The 24562-nt window shown below is 47.1% G+C and carries 27 protein-coding genes; 17 read left to right on the top strand and 10 right to left on the bottom strand.

Annotation, left to right across the window (positions count from 1 at the left end):
- The first annotated feature begins 4 nt into the window (after window positions 1–4).
- From AAAA73_RS16025 to AAAA73_RS16010, 4 genes are all read left to right on the top strand, one after another.
- Window positions 5–1204 (top strand): molybdopterin oxidoreductase, encoded by a 1200-nt coding sequence (locus AAAA73_RS16025; RefSeq protein WP_340599502.1) that lies wholly within the window; start codon window positions 5–7, stop codon window positions 1202–1204.
- Window positions 1205–1330: 126 nt separating this feature from the next.
- Window positions 1331–1873 carry a hypothetical protein gene (locus AAAA73_RS16020; protein ID WP_340599501.1) on the top strand — a complete coding sequence of 181 codons (543 nt, stop codon included), beginning with the start codon at window positions 1331–1333 and terminating at the stop codon, window positions 1871–1873.
- 102 nt (window positions 1874–1975) lie between these two features.
- On the top strand, window positions 1976–2563 hold the full coding sequence (locus tag AAAA73_RS16015) for a hypothetical protein (RefSeq protein WP_340599500.1): 588 nt from the start codon (window positions 1976–1978) through the stop codon (window positions 2561–2563).
- Window positions 2554–3723: a BamA/TamA family outer membrane protein gene (locus AAAA73_RS16010; protein WP_340599499.1), complete on the top strand. Its 1170-nt coding sequence runs from the start codon at window positions 2554–2556 to the stop codon at window positions 3721–3723. The genes AAAA73_RS16015 and AAAA73_RS16010 overlap by 10 nt, the downstream gene beginning before the upstream one ends.
- Window positions 3724–3758: 35 nt before the next feature.
- Here AAAA73_RS16010 and AAAA73_RS16005 read toward each other — a convergent pair whose 3' ends face one another.
- Window positions 3759–4067, bottom strand: a complete 309-nt coding sequence (locus AAAA73_RS16005) for a hypothetical protein (RefSeq protein WP_340599498.1) — start codon at window positions 4065–4067, stop codon at window positions 3759–3761.
- A gap of 281 nt (window positions 4068–4348) precedes the next feature.
- Here AAAA73_RS16005 and thrS point away from each other — a divergent pair, with 281 nt between their 5' ends.
- On the top strand, window positions 4349–6313 hold the full coding sequence (thrS, locus tag AAAA73_RS16000) for a threonine--tRNA ligase (RefSeq protein ID WP_340599497.1): 1965 nt from the start codon (window positions 4349–4351) through the stop codon (window positions 6311–6313).
- 134 nt (window positions 6314–6447) lie between these two features.
- The gene (infC, locus tag AAAA73_RS15995; RefSeq protein ID WP_340599496.1) at window positions 6448–7038 is read left to right on the top strand and encodes a translation initiation factor IF-3; all 591 of its coding nucleotides are present in this window, start codon (window positions 6448–6450) and stop codon (window positions 7036–7038) included.
- Window positions 7039–7077: 39 nt separating this feature from the next.
- On the opposite strand, the gene AAAA73_RS15990 is transcribed toward infC, so the two are convergent.
- From AAAA73_RS15990 to AAAA73_RS15970, 5 genes are all read right to left on the bottom strand, one after another.
- Window positions 7078–7764, bottom strand: coding sequence for a hypothetical protein (locus tag AAAA73_RS15990; protein WP_340599495.1), 687 nt, complete (start codon window positions 7762–7764; stop codon window positions 7078–7080).
- Window positions 7765–7883: 119 nt separating this feature from the next.
- Window positions 7884–8777, bottom strand: coding sequence for a hypothetical protein (locus AAAA73_RS15985; RefSeq protein ID WP_340599494.1), 894 nt, complete (start codon window positions 8775–8777; stop codon window positions 7884–7886).
- Window positions 8778–8960: 183 nt separating this feature from the next.
- Complete coding sequence (locus AAAA73_RS15980; protein WP_340599493.1) at window positions 8961–9500, bottom strand: metalloregulator ArsR/SmtB family transcription factor; 540 nt, start codon at window positions 9498–9500, stop codon at window positions 8961–8963.
- Window positions 9501–9881 (bottom strand): hypothetical protein, encoded by a 381-nt coding sequence (locus AAAA73_RS15975; RefSeq protein WP_340599492.1) that lies wholly within the window; start codon window positions 9879–9881, stop codon window positions 9501–9503.
- Between the two features lie 80 nt (window positions 9882–9961).
- Complete coding sequence (locus AAAA73_RS15970) at window positions 9962–10921, bottom strand: 2-hydroxyacid dehydrogenase (RefSeq protein WP_340599491.1); 960 nt, start codon at window positions 10919–10921, stop codon at window positions 9962–9964.
- 186 nt (window positions 10922–11107) lie between these two features.
- Here AAAA73_RS15970 and AAAA73_RS15965 point away from each other — a divergent pair, with 186 nt between their 5' ends.
- Window positions 11108–11434, top strand: coding sequence for a DMT family transporter (locus tag AAAA73_RS15965; RefSeq protein ID WP_340599490.1), 327 nt, complete (start codon window positions 11108–11110; stop codon window positions 11432–11434).
- A gap of 56 nt (window positions 11435–11490) precedes the next feature.
- The gene (locus tag AAAA73_RS15960; protein WP_340599489.1) at window positions 11491–12417 is read left to right on the top strand and encodes a glycerophosphodiester phosphodiesterase family protein; all 927 of its coding nucleotides are present in this window, start codon (window positions 11491–11493) and stop codon (window positions 12415–12417) included.
- On the opposite strand, the gene AAAA73_RS15955 is transcribed toward AAAA73_RS15960, so the two are convergent.
- Together AAAA73_RS15955 and AAAA73_RS15950 are read right to left on the bottom strand one after the other, a co-directional pair.
- Entirely contained in the window at window positions 12414–13901 is a 1488-nt protein-coding gene (locus AAAA73_RS15955) for an acetyl-CoA hydrolase/transferase family protein (RefSeq protein WP_340599488.1), read from the bottom strand. The two genes, AAAA73_RS15960 and AAAA73_RS15955, sit on opposite strands and share 4 nt — an antisense overlap.
- 15 nt (window positions 13902–13916) lie before the next feature.
- Entirely contained in the window at window positions 13917–14945 is a 1029-nt protein-coding gene (locus tag AAAA73_RS15950; protein WP_340599487.1) for an alpha/beta hydrolase, read from the bottom strand.
- A 189-nt stretch (window positions 14946–15134) separates the two neighbouring features.
- On the opposite strand from AAAA73_RS15950, the gene AAAA73_RS15945 reads away from it, so the two are divergent.
- The 9 genes from AAAA73_RS15945 to AAAA73_RS15905 all read left to right on the top strand — a co-directional run bounded on the left by AAAA73_RS15945 (window position 15135) and on the right by AAAA73_RS15905 (window position 22869).
- Window positions 15135–15602: a DUF2844 domain-containing protein gene (locus tag AAAA73_RS15945; RefSeq protein WP_340599486.1), complete on the top strand. Its 468-nt coding sequence runs from the start codon at window positions 15135–15137 to the stop codon at window positions 15600–15602.
- The gene (locus tag AAAA73_RS15940) at window positions 15595–16896 is read left to right on the top strand and encodes a DUF3443 family protein (RefSeq protein WP_340599485.1); all 1302 of its coding nucleotides are present in this window, start codon (window positions 15595–15597) and stop codon (window positions 16894–16896) included. The genes AAAA73_RS15945 and AAAA73_RS15940 overlap by 8 nt, the downstream gene beginning before the upstream one ends.
- 189 nt (window positions 16897–17085) lie before the next feature.
- Window positions 17086–17277, top strand: a complete 192-nt coding sequence (gene rpmI, locus AAAA73_RS15935) for a 50S ribosomal protein L35 (RefSeq protein WP_088614378.1) — start codon at window positions 17086–17088, stop codon at window positions 17275–17277.
- Between the two features lie 76 nt (window positions 17278–17353).
- Window positions 17354–17701, top strand: coding sequence for a 50S ribosomal protein L20 (gene rplT / locus AAAA73_RS15930; RefSeq protein WP_340599484.1), 348 nt, complete (start codon window positions 17354–17356; stop codon window positions 17699–17701).
- Window positions 17702–17727: 26 nt separating this feature from the next.
- Window positions 17728–18771, top strand: a complete 1044-nt coding sequence (gene fni, locus AAAA73_RS15925) for a type 2 isopentenyl-diphosphate Delta-isomerase (RefSeq protein WP_340599483.1) — start codon at window positions 17728–17730, stop codon at window positions 18769–18771.
- Window positions 18768–20078, top strand: coding sequence for a hydroxymethylglutaryl-CoA reductase, degradative (locus tag AAAA73_RS15920; RefSeq protein ID WP_340599482.1), 1311 nt, complete (start codon window positions 18768–18770; stop codon window positions 20076–20078). The genes fni and AAAA73_RS15920 overlap by 4 nt, the downstream gene beginning before the upstream one ends.
- Window positions 20079–20090: 12 nt before the next feature.
- Window positions 20091–21005 (top strand): hypothetical protein, encoded by a 915-nt coding sequence (locus AAAA73_RS15915; RefSeq protein ID WP_340599481.1) that lies wholly within the window; start codon window positions 20091–20093, stop codon window positions 21003–21005.
- Between the two features lie 3 nt (window positions 21006–21008).
- On the top strand, window positions 21009–21989 hold the full coding sequence (locus tag AAAA73_RS15910) for a diphosphomevalonate/mevalonate 3,5-bisphosphate decarboxylase family protein (protein WP_340599480.1): 981 nt from the start codon (window positions 21009–21011) through the stop codon (window positions 21987–21989).
- Window positions 21979–22869: a mevalonate kinase family protein gene (locus tag AAAA73_RS15905; protein ID WP_340599479.1), complete on the top strand. Its 891-nt coding sequence runs from the start codon at window positions 21979–21981 to the stop codon at window positions 22867–22869. The genes AAAA73_RS15910 and AAAA73_RS15905 overlap by 11 nt, the downstream gene beginning before the upstream one ends.
- Before the next feature lie 83 nt (window positions 22870–22952).
- On the opposite strand, the gene AAAA73_RS15900 is transcribed toward AAAA73_RS15905, so the two are convergent.
- Both AAAA73_RS15900 and AAAA73_RS15895 read right to left on the bottom strand, forming a co-directional pair.
- On the bottom strand, window positions 22953–23699 hold the full coding sequence (locus AAAA73_RS15900; RefSeq protein ID WP_340599478.1) for a transglycosylase SLT domain-containing protein: 747 nt from the start codon (window positions 23697–23699) through the stop codon (window positions 22953–22955).
- 153 nt (window positions 23700–23852) lie between these two features.
- Entirely contained in the window at window positions 23853–24551 is a 699-nt protein-coding gene (locus AAAA73_RS15895; RefSeq protein WP_340599477.1) for a DNA alkylation repair protein, read from the bottom strand.
- Between the last annotated feature and the right edge of the window lie 11 nt (window positions 24552–24562).

The following is a 24562-nucleotide window of genomic DNA, read 5'->3' as shown; positions in this document are numbered from 1 at the left end:
ACGTATGGGTGAACATAAACACGTAGATCTACATTTGGGTAAATTTGAAGCACCACAAAAGCTTAAAACTTTGAGCTTTGTGTTGATGGCGATCGGCTTGATCACTTTCGCAGTGGGCTTGCTTAAAAACCAGGACCGTTTGTGGACTTCTTACTTGGTAGCTTTCTTTTTCTTTTCTTGCATGGGTTTGAGCGGACTTTTCTGGATTGCGCTTAACAACACTGCGAAAGCAGGTTGGTCGGTTTCAATTCGTCGTTTCGCTGAAGCAACGACATCCTTCATTCCGTACATCCTGGTGTTCGGTTTGATCATGTTGTTCGGTTTCAAAAACCTGTTCATTTGGGCAGATCCTAAAGTGATCGCTGAAAGCCCTGTGATCGCTGCGAAAACAGCTTACTTGAATCCGACTTTCTTCGTGATTCGTTTGTTGATCTTCGTTGTTGGTTGCATGATTTTCAAATGGGTCATGGTTGGAAATTCCATCAAGCAAGATCAAACTGGTGACGAAAACCTGACTCACAAAAACGTAAGTCCGGCTGTTGGTTTCATTTGTTTCTTTGCTTTGGCATTCTCATTCTTCTCTGTGGATTTGTTGATGTCTTTGTTGCCAACTTGGTACTCGACGATCTTCGGTATCTACTGCTTCTCTGGTATGTTCCAGGCGGGTATGGCCTTCCTGGCTATCGTGATCGTGTTCATGAGACGTTCTGGCCTTGTAAAAGGCTATGTGACAGTTGAGCACCAACACGACGTTGTGAAGTACCTAAAAGGCTTCTCAATCTTCTGGGCCTACATTGCGTTCTCTCAGTTCATGCTTATGTGGTATGCGAATATCCCAGAGGAAACTGAGTACTACATCATGAGATCTTTGGATGGTTGGATGCCAATCTCTGTGGGTCTTTTGATCTTCCGTTTCGTGGTTCCTTTCCTGGCTTTGCTTCCTCGTGATGCAAAAAGAAATGACACGAACGTATTGTTGATTTCCACTCTTGTATTGGTAATGCAATACGTGGATATCTACTGGATGGTTTATCCAAACTTTAATCACGGTCACGTTGTGTTCGGGTTCTGGGAAATCGGTATCTTTGCTGGTTTTGCGGGCTTGTTCCTTCACTGTGTGATGGGTTTCTGGGCGAAGCACAATCTGGTGCCAATCAAAGACCCTCGTATGCACGAGGCTTTGAATCACCACGTTGCTTACTAATCTGGTTTAGCCGGAGTAAGCATAACGCTGGACTCTTAACAAAAGCCACCCACGCGGTGGCTTTTGTCGTTTCATACATTGTAGAATTTTACATCTGCCTTTTGGGGGCGGGTGTGGGAGTTTTTGATGAGATATTTTATTTGCACTTTGATTGTTGTGGCGGTTGTTGCTGCTTGTGATTTTAAGTATGACTCTTTGGAGGCGACGAAAGAAATCAAAGCGGTCAAAGCTGAGATGACTTTTCTTAACAACCTGCAGGAGCCGGAGTCGGCAACTGTGTATTCATTGGATCCCGCTCAAAAGGGCAGTGGCGCCACTGATTTTCATGGTTTTAAAATTCTGGGTGAAATCAAATTGAAACCTGAGGATGTGAACGAAGCCGCTTTGGAGTTCAAAGATGCAGCCGAATCCTACAAAGAGGGTTTGGCGTTGCCAGGGTGTTTTAATCCCCGTTATGGGATCCGCGTGCTTAAGGGTGGTAAAGTCTATGACTATGCCCTTAGTTACGAATGCAACCATCTGCGCGGTTACGATGGTGGCAAAGTCTATGATTTCGATGCAGCAGGAAGTCCCAGAATTCTGGCTGAGTTGTTTAAAAATTCAAATGTTCCACAAGCAGAGGCTCCTGCTGTAAAGACGGCGGCTCCCGTCGCAGAGGACGATAAATAGTCCCATTGCCTGGCGACAGATCCTTGCTTTTTTCCAATAGGAAAGGAGCTAGGTTGCCCTGCGTTCTAGACCTCTGTTGAAATTATTCAACAGAGGTACAGGATGAATTCAATCAGTTCGTTTCCAAAGTTATTGAGTTTGTTTTTGGTGGTTTTTGGTATGCAGGCAAAAGCCTCGGATGCCGACAGTCGTCCCATTCGCCCTAATTATCAGAAGTTGCAACTCTATGAACAGTTAACCCGGAGTACCTTCTCGTTGCCGTTGCCTCTGCCGGATGATCCTGGTCAAGGGGAGCCTCAGCCGGAACCGGCTCCACCTCCTCCTCCGCATTCTCCAAAACCACAGCCTCCCTCAAAGCCCCAGCCCCCATACTGCAATCCTCGTGAACCAGAGACGGCCCGCTGTGTGCGTGCGGTTTGTGATCAAATGCCAAACTTGAATTGTAATAGCGACAGCAAAATCAAAGACATTGCCTGTCAGTGTGACGGTGTAAACGGGGAGTGTGTGACTGCTGTTTGCAATCAGTTGGATCGCTTCGATTGTGATGAAAAGCGTGAGCTCTTTAACATAGCCCGCATGTGCTACGACGTTCCGGATGCGAGTTGTATCAACAGGATTTGTTCCCAGCTCGGAAGATTTGAATGTGATGACATCAGCGATATGCGAAGAGTGACAGAGCTGTGTCGGTAAAATTCATTGCACTATTTTTGACTTTCTTTTTGGTGGCCGGTGCGTCCTTTGGTCAGGAAAAAGATACAGATTCCGGGGATTACGGGTCGGATGTTGATGATTTTGATGAGCACAATCCCCCGGCGCCGGATCCATCGCAAAGAGCGCCCTTGGAATACAAACCGCAAAAAACCAAGAATGAGCTCGTGGTGGCTCCCATTCCCAATTACAACCCTGCCCAAGGGTGGGGATTGGCCTTGATGGCGCAGAATATCTTTTCGACAACTCCCGGAGTGAAACCTTCAACGGGGTTTGCTGCGATATTTGGAACTCAGAAGGAAAGCTATGGCGCGATGGCGGGCTATCTGGGCCGGATGAACGAAGATCGTTGGCGGTTGAATATTTTTGGCGGCTACGTAAGGATCAATTCAGATTTTTACGGTGTCGGTGAGGCAGCTGCAGAACGGGATCAGTCCGTTTTAATGCATCAGAATGTGACCTTTGTAAATGCTCAGTGGATGCCTCGCTTGACCGAGGGGTTCTATCTGGGACTCACGGTCGGCTACAGTAAAATGGAAACATCCTTTGATGCGGATCCGTTGCCTTCGGGTGTGACCCCCGACATTAAGTTAGATGATGATAGCTGGTTGCCCGGATTCAAAGGTCAGTATGACAGTCGCAACAATACCTTTTATCCGACTCAAGGGATTTTCTCGAATTTCCAAGGGCAGTTTTATGACAAGAATCTGGGGGGTGGTCACACCTTTCAACGCTATCGTCTGAACTACAGTCAGTACTTTGGAATGTTCACCGAAAGTGCTTTGGCTGTTCGTGTGGCGACAGAAGCCAACGTCGGGGATGTGCCTTTTTATAAAATGGCGGTGTTTGGTCGTGGTCGAGATATGCGGGGCTATAAAGCGGGTCAATATCGCGACAATATTTTATGGGCTGCTCAAACAGAGTACCGACAGCGTTTTACGGACCGTTGGGGATTTGTTGTCTTTGGGGGATTCGGGGATGTTGTTGGGAAAGCTTCAGAATTAACTTTAACTAATTTGCTGTGGGCCGGAGGGACGGGGATTCGTTTTCGGATGGCTCGTCAAAATCCCGTGGATTTCAGGGTGGACGTGGCCTACGGAGACGATTGGGCCACTTATGTCTCCGTCAACCAGGCTTTTTAAGATGGATACATACGAAGCACACTTTAAGTGTTGCTTTAATATCTCTCTGGTGGAGTTGTGGGTGTGTTGACGTTTTCTGGAAGTGATTGCTGAGCACGTTCACTTTCAGAAGGCAGCCGATTCGTTGTTGTGGGATCGGTAATTGCCGGTCTGTTGGATGGAAATGGTACGCGGGATGTATTGGGGCCCGTTTCCTGAGTGGCCGTTGAATTTGGAACTTTTGAACTGGTTGGTGCTGTCACAGTGGTCTGGTTGCCGGGGTTGGAAGGGTTGGATGTCGTTGTCGCCCCGATCGCCATGGATGCGGTAAAGGCAATTCCTATGCTGGTTAAGAGGGTTTTCACAGAGAACCTCCTTGTGGGTTATATAATTAATGATGATCGTTTTTCGGGCTTATGGAGTCGCAAAGGCCAGAAATTTTAGACAAAGTGGCGGTTTGTGAGTTACTTGTAGCGGTTTGCATGCGAAATAACACATAGCGCCAGGTGTCTTTTGGGCGCTGTCGGGGGCGAGAACACTTGACCCTTCCGGCACCGGGGATTACTAATAATGTGATGCAAAAAATCGCACTTGAATCATCATTTATCTCTCTAAAAAATAGCTCGTTCACGAGCACGCAATCATAATGTCACAAATTACAATTATTCTGCCGGATAACTCGACGAAGGTTTTTGACCATGAACCGACAGCGCTGGAAGTGGCGCAGTCCATTGGCCCTCGCTTGGCCAAAGAAACTCTTGGTGCAAAACTTAATGGATCAACTGAAATTTCTGATCTTCGCACTGTTTTGAAAGATCAAACGAAAGTGGCGCTGGTCACCACCAAATCCCCTGAATCAGTTGAGGTTGTTCGTCACTCATGCGCGCATATCATGGCTCAAGCGATCCAGGATATCTGGCCTGAAGTTAAAGTGACAATCGGTCCGGTGATCGACAATGGTTTCTACTATGACTTCGATTCACCATTTGCTTTCACCGAAGAGCATTTCGAAAAAATCGAAAAGAAAATGACTGAGATCGTGTCCAAGGATCTTCCGATTCATCGTGAAGACTGGCCGATCGCAAAAGCCATCGAAACATTCAAAGGAATGAACGAGCGCTTCAAAGTTGAATTGATCGAAGACCTTGCGAAAAAGGGCGAAACTGTTGTTGGTATCTATTTCAATGGTACCAGCTGGTTTGACCTTTGCCGTGGTCCGCACATTCAATCCACAGGTCAGATCAAAGCGTTCAAGCTTTTGAGCGTGGCGGGGGCTTACTGGAGAGGTGACGAGAAAAACGCACAACTTCAGCGCGTGTACGCGACAGCATTCAACGATAAAAAAGATCTGGATCTTTACCTGCACAATATCGAGGAAGCGAAAAAACGCGACCACCGTAAGTTGGGTAAAGAATTGGGCATGTTCTATTTCAATGAACTGGCTCCAGGTTCTCCGTTCTTCACAGGCAAGGGCGCGACGGTTTACAACTCTTTGCAAACTTACCTGCGTGAATTGTATTTCGAAACGGGTTACCAGGAAGTGATCACGCCGCAAATTTTCGACGTGAACCTTTTCCATACTTCCGGTCACTATCAGAACTACAAAGAAAACATGTTCTTCACGAAAGTGGACGAGCGTGATTTCGCTTCCAAACCAATGAACTGTCCTTCTCACTGTTTGCTTTATAACTCTGAGAAATACTCTTACCGTGATTTGCCAATCAAAATGGCGGACTTCGGTCGTTTGCATCGCTACGAGAAATCGGGCGCGATGCACGGTTTGACTCGTGTGCGTACGTTCTGCCAGGACGACGCCCACATCTTCTGCCGTTTGGATCAGTTGCAGGAAGAGATCGCCAAGTTCATGAACTTGCTAAACCGTGTTTACGACAAACTGGGTATGAGCAATTACAAAATCTTCCTTTCCACTCGTCCGGACAACCGTATGGGGACAGAGGAATATTGGGATATGGCAGAGGGTGCTTTGGCGGAAGCTTTGAAGTCCCTGAATTTGCCATTTGAATTGAATCCAGGTGATGGTGCGTTTTACGGACCTAAGTTGGATATCATGTTCGTCGATGCTTTGAATCGTCCTTGGCAATTGGGTACACTACAAGTGGATCCAAATCTGCCGCAAGCCTTTGATTTGAAATACACTGGCGAGGACAATAAGGAACATCGTCCGGTGATGCTTCACCGTGCGATCCTGGGATCCTTGGAGCGCTTTATCGGCGTTTATCTGGAGCATACAGCGGGGCATTTGCCTCCATGGATGATGCCAGTGCAGGTGGCGATCCTGAATGTTACGGACCGTGTGAATGCGTTCTGTGAGGAGTTGCAAAACTCTTTGAAAGGACACAGCGTTCGTGTGGAGTTTGACCGCCGTAACGAGAAATTGAATTATAAAATCCGTGAGGCTCAGCTTCAAAAAATTCCTTACATGATTATCGTGGGGGATAAAGAGGCGGAATCCAGAACGGTATCATTGCGTTTGAGAGACGGTTCAGAACACAAGGGTATGACCGTGGATCAGGTAATGACTTTGATTACGACAGATATTAAAAACCGAAGCTTGCAGAGCTCTCTTGCGAAGTCTGCCAGCACAAACTAGACGTCACACTTAAGTGACTCTGGTACTTAACTAAACCCCGGAGGTTTACCATTAGCAAGTTTTCAGGAAATTTTGGAGGCGGCGGTGGCGGTCGTTTTGATCGCAACAAGAAGGACTCTAAAGACTCTTTGAGAGTGAATCGTGAGATTCGTGCCCAACAAATTCGTGTTATCGACGATGAAGGTAACATGTTGGGTGTTATGACTGTGCCTGAGGCGTTACGTATTGCTGAAGATCGTGGCCTGGATCTTCTTGAGATTGCTCCAACAGCAACTCCTCCTACTTGTAAAATCATGGATTACGGCAAGTGGAAGTACGAGAAAAAGAAACAAGCAACTGCTGCTCGTAAAAAACAGACTGTTGTGACTATCAAAGAAGTGCAAATGCGTCCTCGTACGGACCAACATGACTTTGAAACCAAGATGAATCACGCTCGTCGTTTCCTTCTTGAAGGCGACAAAGTGAAAGTTTCATTGCGTTTCATGGGTCGTGAATTGGCCCATCAGGAAGTTGGTATGGATGTGATCAAAAAAGCGATCGCATTCGTTGACGACCTTGCCATGGTTGAATCCCAACCAAAAATGGAAGGTAAGCAAATGTTCCTGATGCTGGCTCCGGATCCTTTGAAAATCAAAGAATACGAAAAAGCTCATCCGAACAAGTCTAAACAGGACTCAAAAGAACTCGACGAACTTAAAGAAGTCGAAGTCGACGACGAAGACTAAAAAAAAGGCTGCCCCAAAGGCAGCCTTTTTTATTTCCAATTATCGCGACATGCACAGGCCCTTGGTTTCCGGACCCCACACGTTGTAGTCAGTGATGTGAGCCGATAATACAGTTCGCATGCTGTTGTCGACAAACTCCACTAAGACATTTGTGACAGTGGTGAATTCAGTTTTTCTGACATCACGAATCCCGGGTTCAGAAATCGTGATAGTTTCACAAGCCTCACCACGGTAGTATCTCTTTTTCGTTTCTCTGTCGTGGTCGTACTCGTCACGGCAGCGACGTGCGGTTTTTTCGATGCTGCAGCTTTCGGTGTATTCTTTATCTTCCCCCATCGAGTGATCTCTGGAGATTGTTCTGAACTTGATGGCTAAACCCTGGCCTGAAGAATTTTGCAGGATTTGCAGTTTGTTAAGATCAGTGATCTCTTTAATGTTCTCGACGGAGCCCAGAATTTTGAAAGCCATTTCTTTATTGCGATCTTTGAAGATCAGGAAATTTCCTTTTTTCTTATCCAGAGAAAATGAAACCGTCGGTGCCAGGATGTTCTGATGTTTTTGATAGCTGACTTTGGATCCGTCTTTTGCGGTAAGTTGAAATGATTGTTGAACTTCGGCTTCGTGCAAAATCTCTGAGTCTATATATGGACGCTTTGCCATTGCGTTTGAATTTTGGCAGATAAAAAGCGTAAGTACGCTGAATGCGAACAGTAGTGGTGTTTTCATGATTAATGCCCCTCCCCAGTGACATTTGGGGCATTAATTGCCCCAGTGGCGAGATGGGGCATTGCAGATGCTGTGCCACCGGATGAGGTGTCAGCTTGATACTATAAAACAAATACAATTTAGTTCGCGACGAACCAGCAGCCGGGGCGGGCGCCGACTTTATCGCGTGGGGCGTAGCAGGAACCCTGCTTGAAATCCGTGTCACTCATGCGAGTGTACTCGTTCTCGCGGCAAAGCATGCCTTGCAGGTAAGTATCCATTCGACATTGTGGTGTCGGATATTCTTCGTACAGTTCCGTGACCTGGTAGGTTTCAGGTGTGTTGAATTTTGGCTTCGCACCAGATTGTGTGATCATCTGATACATTTCCGCCAGTTGCTCGCTGGCAAGGGAGGCTCTCAAGCAAATGAACTTCTCGCGGGCATTGGGGTATTGGGCCTCGCAAGCGGCTTTCGCTGTGGGATCGATTTTCTTGCCAGCAAGGGCTCTTTCATTGTCTTCGCTCGCAAAATAACGGCGAAGGCATTTCAACGTCGCAAAATAGTCTGCTGTTCCTTCAAGACCGCCCCAGTCGTTGGGTTCGGAATACTTGGGGCCGCCACCCAAATGGTGACCCAGCTCGTGGCACACGGCCAATGCCAAGCCCTCAACATCGACGGAGTAAAAGCGAGCCAATCCTCCGTAAATATTGATCACGCGATCGTTTCCAAACTTTACGGCGTTCGCGTTCACCGTGCTGTCATCCCAGTAACCGTTGATGGTAAGAGATCCACCCATGGATCTAATTTCTGGTTCGTAGATGGATTTCACGCGCTCAATCACCTGATTGAATTGGTTCTTGGTGATGCCGCCTGCGGCGAACATATTCGCGGGAATTTGCAGATTGTTTTCCGGTACCAATCCTGCGCACAGGTGGCCGGAGTGGGGAGTATGGGTGGAGAGGCCGGAGGCGCTGATGCCGGTCATTGTTAGAATGGCTGCGAACAGGCCGCAAATCATGGATTTACTCATCATGGGACTCTCCGATTAAAATGAACCGAAAAGAGCATTGCGAGGATCGTTCCAGCCCCATATCAAACCTATTCATTTGCAGACGAAAAACAGTGGGTGCCGCCTAGCCAACCGTGAAAAATGTCCCGGGGTAACAGTTCCCTTTTTGTACTGCTGTGCAGAACCGTTCGGTTTTCCAGTGCGTCGTTAGGTGCGTTTGTATTTGTGGTTCTGAACTTCTATCAGGCCCGCAGTTGTCATTTCGGTTACCAGAATTCCTGGGTCCGGGTAAATCTCTGTCAGTAGTTCTTTCAGTTCGATAAGAGTATATCCTCTATTTGGAGCCAAACTTTCGGCCACTCGATCCAATACCCATTCACGCTTCATTTTTTGCGAAGGGATTTTAGTCAGTTTGCCGTATTTGAAGAAGGATTTAAGCACCTTGTCTTTGTATTGTTCTTCGACTTTGTCTTGTTCTTTAAGCTTAACTCCGGCTTCTAACACCAAATCCTTTAGAGTCATTTCCGCAAAATTAGAAACGGCTGAATAAATTGTGTAATACTGATCTTTCTTGGAGGACACCAGTCCCGCCTCCACCAGTTTCTTCAGGTGAAAAGAAACTGTGGAGGGGGCGAGTTTTAAGCGTTCAGAGATAACTTCAATATAGGCGTCTCGCTCCAACAAAAGGCGAAATATATTGATGCGGGACTCATCGGCAAGTGCTTTTAGTAAAATCAGACTTTTCATTTATTGAACTTTGCTGCCATTAAGGTTTCTGCGCACGCTATCGAGGAATGAAATCTGAATCTTTCCTATTTCGATTTCCTTTTCCAAGTCGTGTTTTACATTCATAACGAACTTTTGCGTAAAATCCAGTTCCATGCGCTCAATCAAGTCCTGAAGGGCGTAAAATGCACGCTGTTCTTGCGGGTAGATCGCAAGTGCTGGCTGACTAGGGAAACCTTTTTCTGCCAATGTTGCGAAATTATCAGCAACGGTCAGGAAAATTTTGGATAGCTCATCAATAACTCGTGATTCAATCTTTGAATCGATTTCACCACGAAATGAAGTCTTCATTTCGGTTTGAATTTTTTGAATGTTGTTTTTAAAAACGTCCTTATTGAACATAGGAACTCCTTTTCTGTTTCGATTAATATCGAAACAGACCGAGGGTGTCAATGGGTATATTTCGATGGATATCGAATTAATTACCACAGGGCGTCTTGCGGGCGTTCGCCGCGCAGGGCTTGTTCGACGTTTTCCAGGGCGCGATACCCCATGGCATCGCGGGTTTCCTGGGTGGCGCTGCCCATGTGGGGAGTCAAAAACACGTTGTGGAATTCTTTAAGCTCCAAGTTGTAGGCGGGTTCGTTTTCGAACACATCCAATCCTGCGGCAAATAATTTTCCTGATTTCAAAGCACGAATCAGCGCGGCCTCGTCGACCAGACTTCCGCGGGCGACGTTAATGAAGACCGCGTTGTTTGGTAGCAAAGCCAATGTTTCGTCATTGATAATGTGTTTGGTGTCAGCAGTGCCCGGAGCATTCAAGGACAGAATCTGACAGTGCGGAAGCATGTCGTGAAGATTAGCAAAATAAGTGGCGCCTTTTTCCTGTTCCGGCGGCAGTCGACGGCGATTGCAGTAAGCAATCTTCATTCCAAAACCCCGCGCACGATCGGCCACGGCCTGACCAATACGTCCCATGCCGTAAATACCCAAGGTTTTACCACTGACTTTCAGTCCCAGCATTTCGGATTGGCTGTAGGCTTTTCGCCAGCCGGAATCCATGATTTCCATATATTCGCGGCCCCGGCGGCAGGCATTCAATAATAAAAGCATTGCGATGTCCGCTGTGCATTCTGTTAAGACATCGGGAGTGTTAGTCAGAAAAATTCCACGAGCTTTTGCGGCAGGTATATCCAGATGATCAAAGCCCACACTGCAGGTTGCAATCACTTTGACGGAGTCAGGAAGCTTATTGATGACATCTTTTGTGATTTTCTGTTTTGGAACGACAACAATGCCTTCTGCTCTTTTTTCGTGAGCCAGAGCAACAATTTCGTCCACGCTCAGTTCGCTGTCGGCAACGGTGGCCTCAAAGCGCTGGTTTGCGAGGATGGTAACGTTTTGGGGCGCACGGTAGGGAAGAAGTAGAGTGTGTTTCATACGGGATAGTGTCGTCTTATGTGTTTTTTGTCGCAAGCAAATTTAGTCTTTTCTCAAGCTCCAATGTGTGAGAAGATTTTTTTATCGGACATCTCTTCTTGGTGTCGGGATCTTAAAGTCTCCCTCTGTTTTCACAGCAACGACTTGCAAAAAAATAAACGCAGAAGCGAAGGGGATAGTTGAGTTATGACAACTACAACGGCTTGGATTGTTTTAATTGTTGCAGGAATTTTGGAATTTATCTGGGCATCGGGCCTTAAGTATTCCGAAGGATTTACCAAACTGGTACCGTCGATCTTCACGCTCGTTACGATGGGGATCAGTTTTTATCTTTTATCGTTATCCATGAGGGTGCTGCCGGTCGGCGTATCCTACACAGTGTGGACGGGAATTGGTGCCGTCGGTGCAGTGATTATGGGTACTTTGATATTCAAAGAACCATTGTCCCTGATGAAATTGTTCTTTTTGGGGATGATCATTGCGGGCATTCTTGGTCTTAAGTTTGTAGAATAGACCTGTTTTAAGCAAAATAATTGGAAAATAGGGGCAAGCCACGTCATCCTTAAAGGATGCGATTGCCTTCTATTATTCTTTTATCAGCATTTTTTATCTCAATAGCTTATTCAAGCACGTTAACAGCAAAGGGGCGAGGTCTGGCCAGCGTGGGGTTGTCGACTCCGGCATGTTTGTTTGCGAAAAAAATGGAAGTTCACGGTCATCGCGGGATGAATGGTTATCCGGATAACACACTTCAGTCCTTTAAGGCCGCCGTGACTGCGGGCGTGGATGCCATCGAGTTGGATCTTCAGGTGACCAAAGACAAAGTCGTGATTGTAGGTCATGATGCGATTCCCAATGTGGGCACGGATCGTTGCGGAGTTGATGGCAAGTCTTTACAGAAGGCAGCGCTTTTTGATTTGAATTACTCTGACGTCAGTAAAATTCGCTGTGGAATCAAAGAATACACCGAAAAAAACCTGCAACCATTTCCCAAGTTAAGTGAAGTTCTTGAAGCATTTAAACACGTCAAGGCAAGCTCGGGAAAACCGCTGCGCTTAAATATCGAAGTGAAATACTTCAAGGATCAAGCGCAGTACTATCCACCGGAGTCCGAATATATTGATTTAATATTGCAGGTGCTGCGCGAAAGTGGATGGAATCAAGATCGCTATTTCGTTCAGTCCTTCAATCACGACTTTTTAAAGTCTTTTAAGTCTAAAGTATCCGATATTGAAATTGTCCCTCTGGTTGGAGATGCACGAAACGCTGAAAAAGCCGCCCTGGATCTGGGGGCGAAGATGGCGAATCCTGGCTTCTGGCAGGTAACGCCGGAGTTGATTTTCAATCTGCATAAGAAAAACATCAAAGCCATCGTTTGGACTCCGAACCTGGAAAGTGAAATTCATCACGTCATCGAATCCGGCGCTGATGGCATTATCACAGACTTCCCAGAGCGGTTTTATAAAGTCCGCGAAGAGCTCTGCGAGCTTTACTAAAGCTTCATCGTCCCGCGCTCGTTAAAGTTCTGATGCCATGAAAAAGCTCGCTCAATAATGTGTGGAGTGTGCCCGCCGCGAGCGAGGGCCTCTTTGTAGTAGGCATTCAGTTGATCGCGATATTCGCGATGAACGCAGTTTTCAATCACTCGCAGTGCGCGTTCACGGGGAGCTAGGCCACGTAAATCGGCCAACCCCTGGTCAGTAACCAAGATATCCACATCATGCTCGTTGCTATCCACGTGAGTGACCATCGGGACCACGTGGGAGATTGAATTGTTCTTGGAAGCCGACTGAGTCACGAAAATACTTAAGTAAGAATTGCGAGCAAAATCCCCGGAGCCGCCAATGCCGTTCATCATTTTAGTGCCACCAATGTGGGTGCTATTGACGTTGCCGTAAAGATCAAACTCGATAGCGGTATTAATGGCAATCACTCCCAGGCGACGAATGACCTCGGGCGAGTTGCTGATTTTTTCAGGTCGTAGCAGAACTTTGCCCCGGTATTTATCCAGATTGGCAAAGAAGTTTTCGTAGCATTTCTCTGTCACGGCAAAAGAGCAAGCCGAGGCAAAGCTCATTTTCCCAGAATCCAAAAGTTCAAATGTGCTGTCCTGTAAAACCTCTGAATACATTTGCAAGTTTTCGAAGGGGCCATTTTTAAATCCACTGAAGACGGCATTGGCGATATTTCCAATGCCTGTTTGCAGAGGTGGCAATTGAGAAGTCAGGCGGCCTTTCTTGACTTCGTTGCCAAAGAAATCCATGAGGTGGTTGGAAATCGCCTGGGTTTTATCATCCACTGAGCTTAGCTCTATGGGGCTGTCCTTAAGATCCGACACCACTACGGCGACGATCTTATCCGGATCCATGGGCATAGTTTCTGTTCCAATGCGCGTGTTAGCTTCAGTGACCGGGATGATTTGGCGCTGGGGGGATAAACCTGTCGCAAAAATATCATGGAAGCCACGGATCTCGAGTGGAATGGTGGTATTCACTTCCAGGATAATTTTCTTCGCATGACGGGCATAGGTTAGATTGTTGCCGACAGAAGTTGTCGGGAGCACAGTGCCGTCATCATAAATGGCAGCGACTTCAATGACGGCGATATCCACGGCCGGTAAAAAACCGTAGGCCAACAGCTCTGCTGTTTCACCCAAATGTGGATCGGTGAACATGACTTCGCCGTTGTTGATTTTTTTGCGCAACAAGGAGTCAGCTTGGAATGGCATGCGACGGGAAATAGCGTTGGCTTCAGCCAGCAATCCATCCAGATTATGGCCTAAGGAAGCACCGGTCATCAGATTGATTTTTAGTGGATTCTTTTGCGCCTTTGCTGCAAAAGCTTTCAAGGTGGCTTTGGGGTCGCCAGCCTTTGTGAATCCACTGGCTCCCACGACCATTCCGTCTTTGATTAACTCCGCAGCGTTTTCAGCGGAAGTAATTTTACTACGAAATCTTTCGGCGATGCGGTCGTGGTGCATAAATCCCTCAGTCGTTTATTTCCGCCAGAATGTCGTTAACCATTTCCAGACTTCCGGTCGGCGATCCCCGATGTCGAAGTGATTTCCATCAAATTCGACATAATCATGAGGCACGCTGTTTTCTTTCAGTAAATTAGAAATCTGGCGAGCCCCATACTGCAAATGGAAGTTGTCCTTTGTGCCAACATCCAGATAGAGGCCATCAAGTTTACGAACCTCGGTCAGACGTTTTGACAAAAAGTGAACAGGATCTTTTTCAAGCCACTGCTGCCAAATTTCAATATTTTTATTTCCTGTGCGCGGATCCAGCGGATAATGAAAGTCACCTGAGGAGCCTTTCGGTGAATAACACGCTGACATCCCAAAGGCGTTCAGTAATGAATGCCAATTGCGAAACTTGGTAAGCTTGCCGCTGCGAAGTTCTTCCAGAACTCGCAATCCCGATTGTCCGTATTTTTCCCACACGGGCAGGGCCTGATAAAGATCATTGATGATGCTCGCATCAAAAAATGAATCCGGAGCGATAGCGGCGCACAAACCAAACACATCAGGATACTTACTTGATAAATGAAGTGCACCATAGCCGCCACTGGAGCCTCCCATCACACACCAGTCGGCAGGATTTTTTGAAACAGAGTAGTGTGAAAGTGCCGGAACAAGTTCCGTCATGATGTAGTCTTCATAGTTCCCCACGGCTGACGAGTTCAAAAATTGCGAGCCACCCCAGGTGGTGAGTGCATCCACGAAAACATACAGAGCCTCAGGTGCTTCGCCACGGGTGCAGGCCTGATCAATCACTTGAATTGTGTTTTGTTCATTGAACTTGGGATTGAAATAAAAAGGCGCATTGCCGCTGAAGCCCCCCAGCACCAAGACAACTGGCCAAGGTCCGTTGTTTTTTGGTAATAACAAAGGATTGAAGCGGACTGCGGAATCATTCAGTGGATTGTTCTTAAGAACTTCACTGCGAATCTGCAAAGTCTCAATTTGAAAGTTATGAACTTCATAAGCACGGAGATTTGAAAGCGTCTCAAAATGTTTCATATTGAGAATGGTACAGGGCTGCGTGGGTGAGTTCTAGTCAAATGCACAGGGCCAAGAAGATCGACAAAACCTAAGCAAATCCCGTCTTGGGAAAGGGTTGTCATGTTATGGGAAACGAATAACAAAAAAGCCGTTTTTCACTTACGAATTCGCTGAATTAAACCGAAAATACTATCAGTGGGAGCCCTCATGAAACATCAGATTTGTGGCCTTCTTTTGGGGGCGATGTACTTGTTCACTTCTATGCCTGCCAGTGCCGCACTCGGGGACCAATTGGTCTCGGGCTCCTCATCCACTTCCAAATCTGCACAATCCAAAAAAGCAACTTCTGCAGGTACGACTTATACGATCAGTGAAACTGAATCAGGCGACCTTAAAATTCGTCAATACGTGAACTCCGCAGGGGTGGTCTTTGCAATTTCCTGGAAGGGCACAAGTTTGCCACCTCTTGAGGAATTGTTAGGCACTTATTTGCCGGAGTACAAGGATAAGATTGCGGCGCGCGGCCGTGTGTATGGTCGTAAGACTTTGAAAATCAAGACGGATAACATCGTCGTCGAGGGATCCAGTCGCCAGACAGATCAGCGAGGGCGTGCTTACATTCCAGCAAGCTTGCCGCAGGGCTTTGATTTAAAGGACATCAACTACAATGAATAAAATCAAAGCGGCTTTAATTTTATTGAGTGGACTTGTTGTCGGCATGAACCAGCTTGGATGCTCGGAAGGTGGTGGCGGTAGTACTCGTAAGCCTTCCGTTTACTTTCCTACAAATCTTACTGGTGATAACGTAGTTCCATTGTCCGTTGGGGCTTGCGGGGTGCATGGCTATGTGAATGAGCCGTGTATCAGCGTTACGATCTGCAAACCCGGAACTTCACAGTGCCAAACTATCGATAACATTCTGGTGGACACGGGTAGTTATGGTTTGAAGATTTTTAAATCACTAATCACGGTTCCGTTGGATCAGGTGACATACTCGGGTGATTCCACACGAGGGATTGCAAACTGCACGCGATATCTCGATGGTTCCGGGCATTGGGGGCAGGTTGTAAAAGCTGATGTGAAGTTAGGAAATATTAAAACTGATGGTTCGGTTTCTATTGTAACCCTGGATTCTGACTATTCAGAAAAAACAAAATGCGCTAGCAACCCTGATTCAGGTCCTGATGTGGCTGGTTTTAACGGCATAATTGGCGTAGGGTCTTTTGTTGAAGATTGCAGTGTTGGGTTTGGCACTGTCGGACAAAATGGGTGTACTTCCGGGGTCCCCGCGACCTTGCCGAATAAATACTGGGGGTGCAAGTCTACTACAGATGACTGCATTGAGGTTCCAGTTCCTGCCGCAGATCAAATCGTAAACCCTGTTGCAAAGCTTGTATCACATAATAATGGACTTGTGATGATGTTGCCTGATGTGCCTCTAGTAGGAGCTGGTGCGGCCTACGGATATCTTATATTAGGTATCGGTACGGATGCGAATAATTCAGGGACAGACCTGACTGTTTTCGCTCAGGACCATGATGCGACTTTCGCTACAGAGTACAATGGGAATACATACGATTACTCATTCATTGATAGCGGAACTAACTTTAACGGATTTCCACAACAATCTGGTGGGTATCCAGCTCTGTGTTCCGGAGATTCGGGTTTTTATTGCCCGGCATCCTTAATCAACATTTCAGCAACGATGAAGTCGGGCGCAACCACGAAAGTGGTATCTTTTGAGGTCGGTAATATGGTCACGTTGGCTTCGTCAGAGCCATACAGCATGGTTTACCGCAATATCGCCTTTGACTCGTCGGATCTAAATGGAGACCCCTTTGATTGGGGGCTGCCGTTTTTCCTAGGCCGGTCGGTCTATGTTGGGATCTACGGGAAGTCGGCAGTCATCAATCGTACTACCGGAAATCCTAGCGGAACTACGGTTTCAGGACCCTTCTGGGCTTTCTAACTACCTAAAATCATTAATATATCCAAAGGACGCCCAAGCGTCCTTTTTTCGTTTTACAAGCCTGTTAAAATGCTTGCATTTCCACAGTATTCGACCTAAAACCATGAGTCCGTATTTATGACTGACTAGGGCACTACTAAGAGTCTTCCCCATCGGGAGGAACGCCTTATCGGAGACAAGGGAATACCTATGAAAATGCGTACTCACTCAGGCGCTAAAAAACGCATGAAAGTTACTGCGAGCGGCAAAGTTAAGAAAAAAAGCACTCGTATGCGTCACTTGAACTCTCACATGAGCTCAAAAACAAAAAGACAACTTGGTAAAACATCTTACGTAGAAGACGCGAACATGCTTCAAGCACGTCGCTGCCTAGTATTCTAAGGTTTTTAAGTTAATAAATAAATTTTCTCTCTTAAGCCGTACAAATTGGCAGTAGAGATCTAAACAGAGGTTCAAAATGGCTCGTGTAAAATCTGGTAAAACAAATCGTGCTCGTCACAAAAAAGTTCTTAAAAGAGCAAAAGGTTACTACAGCGCTGGTTCTCGCGCGTACATCCACGCGGTAGAGAAAAATGACCGTGGTATGGCTTTCGCTTACCGCGATCGTAAAGCTAAAAAACGTAACTTCCGCACTTTGTGGAATCAACGTATCAATGCAGCTGCTCGTTTGAATGGTACTACGTACTCTCGTTTGATCGGTGGCTTGATTAAAGCTGGCATCCAAGTAGACCGTAAAGTTATGGCTAACTTGGCTATCACTGATGCAGCGGGTTTCGCAGCACTTTGCAAACACGCTTTGAAATAAGTCGAAGCTCATAAGGAGCAACGGCAATGAGCGAATCCAATACGCAGTTTGAAAATCGAAAGCGCGACCATATCAGGATCGCGCTGGACCCAAGGTCTCAGACTGAAGGGCAAACGGGATTGGATTCGATCGAATTAGTTCATGAGGCTTTGCCTGACTTGAATTTTAAAGAGGTCGATATTTCGACCTCTTTTTCTTTTTCCAAACAGTCTTTCTCTCTTTCTTCTCCCATTTTTATTTCTTCCATGACCGCGGGTCATGAGCACGGTCGTGAAATCAATCAGGCCCTGGCTCGTTTAAGCGATCGCCGTCAGATTTTGATGGGTGTGGGCTCTCAACGTCGTGAATTGAATGATACCAATGCTGCCGAGGAGTGGACTCTGGTGCGTAAAGCTGCACCCAAAGCCCGCCTCCTGGGAAATATTGGTATTGCTCAATTGATCAAAACCCCGTTGGATGACATTCGCCGCTTGGTGAATGCGACCGAAGCGGTGGCTTTGTTTGTCCATGTTAACCCTCTGCAAGAAGCTTTGCAGCCCGAAGGCACCACAGAGTTTAAGAACTCCTTACAAGCTATTGAAAACCTCGTGAAATTCGCAGAAGTTCCGGTGATAGTGAAGGAAGTTGGCTGTGGGTTTTCTGTGAGTACGCTGAAGCGCCTTGAAGGCACCGGCATTGCCGCGGTCGACGTGGCTGGTAAGGGCGGAACTCACTGGGGACGTGTTGAAGGTTATCGCTCTGAAGAGACCACGATGCTTTACCAAGTGGCGCAAACTTTCGCGAACTGGGGCATCAGCACGGTAGAGTCTTTACGCAATGCTAAGGCGGCTGGCGTCACTTATGAAGTTTGGGCATCGGGCGGCGTGCGTACGGGCCTTGATGTGGCTAAACTATGTGCCTTAGGAGCGAAAAAGGTCGGAATTGCAAAACCGTTTTTAGAAGCGGCTTTGCAAGGCGACGATGCTCTGGAGAACTTACTGAATCGTTTGGAAACTGAACTTAAAATCGCACTATTCTGCACAGGCAGCGGAAACTTGGCTGAGCTGGCAGATAAGAAGGTGGTTCGATGAAAAAACAACTGCAAGAGATCTTTAAAGGTTTCTCAAAACTGACTCGCCAGGAACGTTTGGATTCTTTGGTTGAGGTGGGTGCTTTGCAACAAGCGGACGTCGATTACCTGGCAAAGGGTGGTCTGCGTGACACGACTTTGGGTGAAAAGTTCATCGAAAATGTTATCGGTTATTTTCAAATGCCTTTGGGCGTTGCCACTAATTTCCGTATCGATGGCAAAGACTTCGCTATTCCAATGGCGGTGGAAGAAACTTCCATCGTGGCAGCTGTTTGTAAATCTGCAAAATGGATCCGTGAATCCGGCTCTATCACAACTGAAGTGGTGGGCAGTGAAATCATCGGTCAAATTCAAATCGCCAAAGTGAAAGACTTTGCGGTTTTTGAAAAACAACTTCTGGCTCAAAAAAACTACATGATCGAAATCTCCAACCGCGAAGTGGCTTTTGGCCTGGTTCGTCGCGGTGGTGGTGTTCGTGATATTCAAGTGCGCCGTGTACCTCGTGGTGATGGCACTGACATGGCTGTGGTTCACGTTTTGATGGATCCTTGCGATGCCATGGGCGCGAACATCATGAATCAGGTGTGTGAATACCTGAAAGAGCCGATCGAACAATTCACAGGCGAAAAAGTGACGATGTGTATCCTGTCCAATCTAGTGGATACAAAAGTCACTCGCGCTGTGGTTCGTATTAATGACATTGATCCGGCTTTGGCCGAAAAAATCGAAGAAGCTTCTTTGTTCGCACAAATGGACCCATACCGTGCTGCCACCAACAACAAAGGTGTGCTGAATGGTATCGATCCGGTTTTGGTGGCGACAGGAAACGATTGGCGTGCGGTGGAAGCGGGCATTCATGCTTACGCTTGCCGTGATGGTCAGTATCGCTCCATCACCAAATGGTACCGTGAAAACGGCGGCCTGACCGGTGTGTTTGAAGCACCATTAGTGGTTGGAACTGTGGGTGGTGTGACCACTCTGCATCCAACGGCGATGATGTGTATGAAAATGTTGGGCACTCAATCCGCAAACGAGCTTTCGCGCGTGATTGCGGCAGTGGGATTGGTTCAAAACCTGGGGGCTCTGAAAGCTCTGACGACTGTCGGTATTATCGAAGGCCACATGAAGCTTCATACTAAAAACCTGGCACTGGGAGCGGGCGCTGAAGAGCGTGAGATCCCGGCGGTACAAAAGAAGCTGGAAGAGATTTTGACTATTCGTAAGCGTATTTCCCTTAGCAATGCGATTGAAGTTCTAAAAGAGCTTCGTGCGGGTCAGGCTTCCAGCTCGACTCAGCGTCCTCACTAAGAGGAGTTCAACTTGGCTTTGACGTGCACGATTCCTGGTAAGACTTTTTTGGTGGGCGAATATCTGGCCCTCCACGGCGGACCGGCCTTGTTCGTGCTGTCGAAGCCTTGCTTTGTGGTCACGGCAGTCAAGGCCGATGAAAATCAAAGCACGCCGGGCTTGGGAAGTATTCACCCTGAATCTCCGGCTGGAAAATTTGTACTCGATCATGCGCAGTACTTTAAAAACATTAATTTGAAATTTGAAGATCCCTATAAAGTCGGTGGCTTTGGTGCCTCGACGGCGCAATTCCTGGGGGCTTATGCTTTTTGGATGCACCGTGAATCCCATCAAATCGGGATGGAAGCTCAGTTTGATTTCAAGCATCTTCTGTCTGTGTATTTGAAGTATGCCTGGAATGGCGAAGGGGCTCCGCCAAGTGGCACTGACCTGATCGCGCAGATGAAGGGCAACCTGACATTCTTTGAAAAGCGCAAAGGTTTATTGTCAGTCACAAACTGGCCTTTTGAGGATCTGGATTTTTATCTGATCCACACGGGCAATAAAGTGGCGACCCACGAACATCTGAAGACTTTAAAAGAGTTCGATTCGTCGGCTTTAGAGAAAGCCGCTTATCAGGTGCATGAATCTTTCGCTGCTGTGAACTCGGCAGAGTTGATCAGTGGTGTGAAGGCTTATGCCCAGGCATTGAAAGATTTGAATTTTACTTGTGAGCCCACGTTGAAACTTTTGGAAGGGCTGCGTGCACTACCGGGAGTGAAAGCGGCGAAGGGCTGTGGCGCTTTGGGCGCCGATGTGATGTTTGTAGTGACCGATAAGAATCAGTCCGAAGTGATTGAAAGACATTGCCAGGAAGTGAAGGTGAATGTGATTGCCTCCAACCGCACAGTTTCAGCAGGTCTTCATATCAGTGAGAAGGAAAGTTAGTCTATGAATCAGGTTTTGGTTTCTGCTCCGTCAAACATTGCGTTGATCAAGTACATGGGAAAGATTGAAGGAACGGGTAATAAACCGACCAATGCATCTTTGTCCTATACTTTGGAAAATCTGCGCACCTTCGTGCGTTTGACCGAAATTGACGGTGGTGTCGACCGTTGGAAACCGCTGGTGCGCGAGGATCTTGAAAAAATCGATCTGTCTGAAAAAGGTCAGCAAAGATTTTTGAAACATCTGGCAAACTTGAAGGACAAGTGGGGAGTTACAAAAAACTTCCTGGTTGAATCCGCTAATAACTTTCCCTCTGATTGCGGTCTGGCTAGTTCCGCGTCAAGCTTTGCGGCTTTGACGTTGGCAGCAGCCGAGATGTTTCAAAAAATAAATCCACAACCTTGGGGTGCAGATAAGAAGTTTTTGTCTGAACTTTCCCGTCAGGGGTCCGGCTCTTCTTGCCGCTCATTGTATACGCCGTGGGCTTTGTGGCAGCAAGAGTACGCGCAACCGATGAATCTGCCCTTGGCAGACATGCACCACATCTGTGTGGTGGTTGAAGCGTCCAAGAAGGAAGTATCGTCATCAGAGGCCCATAAGCTTGTTACCACCAGTCCTCGCTTTGAAGGTCGTGTGGAGCGTGCTGAAATCCGTCTGCGTGATCTTTCCATGGCACTGCAAAACGGCGATTGGGATATGGCTCGCCAGATTGTTTGGGATGAATTCATTGATATGCATCGCTTGTTTGAAACCAGCACTCCGGCATTTAGTTACATGACAGAAGCTTCCAAAGAAGTTCTGGCCGAGTGCGAGAAGTTGTGGAATCGTTGGCAGGATGGTCCGTTGGTGACCATGGATGCCGGTGCCAATGTGCATATGTTGTTCCGTCATGATCAGATAAAACGTTTTTCTGAATACCGCCAGCATTTCGGCGAGAAATTCAAAGTTTTAGCCTTCGAGGGAGTAAAGCCTGATGTCCACTAGTTTTCAGTGCACGGCTTTTGGTAAATGGATTCTGATGGGGGATCATTCCGTGATTCGCGGATATCCTTCATTGGTGTTTCCAATTCCATCACGCACTTTGGAACTAAAATACACTCCTGGCGAGCATGCCCTGGTTCTGGATCTTAAAGGTGATCACGGCCAGGAAATGCAGCTTCTTTTCTGGGGTGTTTTGGAAAGAGCCTTTCAGCTAAAAAATATTCCTCGTCCGGTTTTCACTGGAACCTTGCATGTGGATTCATCGTTACCTGTGGGTGCCGGGATGGGTGCTTCCGCCGCTCTTTGTGTGGCGCTGACTCGGTGGCTGGGACACCTGGGTTACGTTCAGGAATCTGAGTATTTTGAGTTTGCGCGCAGTCTTGAAGATCTATTCCATGGCGAAAGCAGTGGTATTGATATTTCCGTGGCTTTAAGTGGACAAGGATTGCGCTTTGTTCGCAATGGCGAGCGTACTGAAATCACTCCGAAATGGAAGCCGCGCTGGTATATCTCTTATTCCGGCAAACGTGGCGTTACCGCAGATGCTGTTAATAAAGTGAAGGATCTATTGGCTAAGCAGCCTCCCGTGGGCCAGCAAATTGACCTGAACATGGCCAAGGCCGTCGAGACAGCGCAGAAGGCGTTGTTGATGGATTCAGAATCAGAAGGTCTGCAGACTCTGGTGCAGGCCCTGAATATGGGTGCTGAGTGCTTCGATAAATGGGGCCTGAATGAAGGGGCTCCGGCAAGTCACATTGCCTGGTTGCGCGAGCAAGGAGCCATTGCCGTGAAACCCACGGGTTCAGGCGGTGGTGGGTATGTGATATCCCTTTGGGAAAAACCACCCTCTGCGGAAACTTTGAAAAATCTGATTCCTTGCTAAGTTTAAAAAGTAAAACCCCATCTAAAAAGATGGGGTTTTGTTTTAAGGGAGGCAATTCAGGGGAATGAGCTGCCAGGGAATGGTTATTTACAGATTGAAATCGCTTTGGTCGCCGCCACGATTTTTGCGTAAGGCGAGTTCGATGATCGCAGAACGGCCCAGTAGCGGGCGCCACCTCTCCAGCTTCCGCTGACCTGTCCCGCGATACGGGCATCTTTTCCCATCCAACGATTTAAGATGCGGATACCACAGCTTAAGTTCGTATATGGATTATGCAGGTCGGTTGTCTTTTTAAGGCCACACCCGTAGGCGTTGCCACTTTCAACTGAGAGCTGCAGAAGGCCAGCGCTGATCACGTTGTTGCCGGAACTGTCATCGAAGTTTTCCGTGTAGTTCATCGTAGGTGTGAAATTTGATTCATACTTTGTCATCTGTGATATCAGGTAGACCCAGAAGTTCTTACGTTGTTCGCGAGTCAGACTGTTGTATTTCGGACAGAAAGTGGTGCCGTCAGCCGGAATCACATCAAGAAGGTCTTCTCCTAAAACCTCAAGTTGAGTCATCACGTGCGTGGTCCATAGTTTGCCATCAGTTTTTGCAGCTTCCCAAATTGGGGCGACAGCCAAAGCACCAGGTGTTGGTGACGGTGTCGGTTCTACCGACGGTGTAGGGGTTGGTGTTGGATCAGGGGTCTCAATTCCGGCTGCTGAGTCGTCGCCGGTTGTGCTGGAAAGTTGACTGGAGCTGAGTGAGGAATTGTTTCCGCAAGCAGTAACCAGAAATCCCGAGATCAAAATAAAAAGCAGGTTTTTTATAATGAATCTTGCCATGTCAAGATGATCGGTCATGGCCCGGAAAACCTTTACTGTTTTTAAAACTGTCTAAGGCTTAGAAGGAATGTCTTTGAGAAGAGTCAAAAATTTGTACGATAGTCGGGGAATCCGCTGTGGGTGCGGTTTTCGCGGATGTGAGGGATTGTGCGTTTAGGCCTTCTTCATTTTCATATAGCGCAGGCGTTCCTTCTCGGGGAATTTTTCAATGGCGTAGCGAAGCATGGTCCGTGGCATGACTGCCGCGTGTTTGTTTAGGAATTTCTTTTCGGTCTTTACATCGCGTTTGCCCACTTCGCGCAACATCCAGCCCACGGCTTTGTGAATAAGATCGTGTTCGTCTTGCAGAAGCAGCTCTGCGATTTTCAATGTGTCCAGATAGTCGTGTTGGCGCAAAAAATAGAAAGTCGAGATGATCGCAATCCTTCTCTCCCAAACATTTTTTGACTTTGCATATTTATAAAGGATCACGCGGTCCTTGTCGAAGAGGTGAGGGCCAAAAACCGCCGGAGCAATAGTGTCCACAAGATCCCAGTTGTTGATTCCTTTTCGATTTTTAATCAAAAAGGTGAAGATCTTTTTCTGCTCTTTCTCATCTGCCTTGCGATAACGCTGTGTCAGAATTATTAAGGAAATAAGTCGCTCTTCGTGAATGGGTGACGATAGAAGATGAGTTAGTTCTGAGAGAGGCAATTCCTTGAATTGCTTAGCGATAGCGCGGCTTTGACCGACAGTTAGCCCTAAAAACACGTCGCCTTCGGCGTACTCACCATGGCCGGTTTTAAAGAATCTTTGAAGAACTTTCGCTCTCGGTTTGCTTTGCAATTTTGAAATTTCTGAATGAATTGTCATGATTTTGTTAT

The sequence above is a fragment of the Bdellovibrio sp. GT3 genome, assembly GCF_037996765.1.
Classification (GTDB): Bacteria; Bdellovibrionota; Bdellovibrionia; order Bdellovibrionales; family Bdellovibrionaceae; genus Bdellovibrio.
Note: the sequence above shows the minus strand (reverse complement) of the source record. Positions and strands in the feature narration are given on the sequence as shown.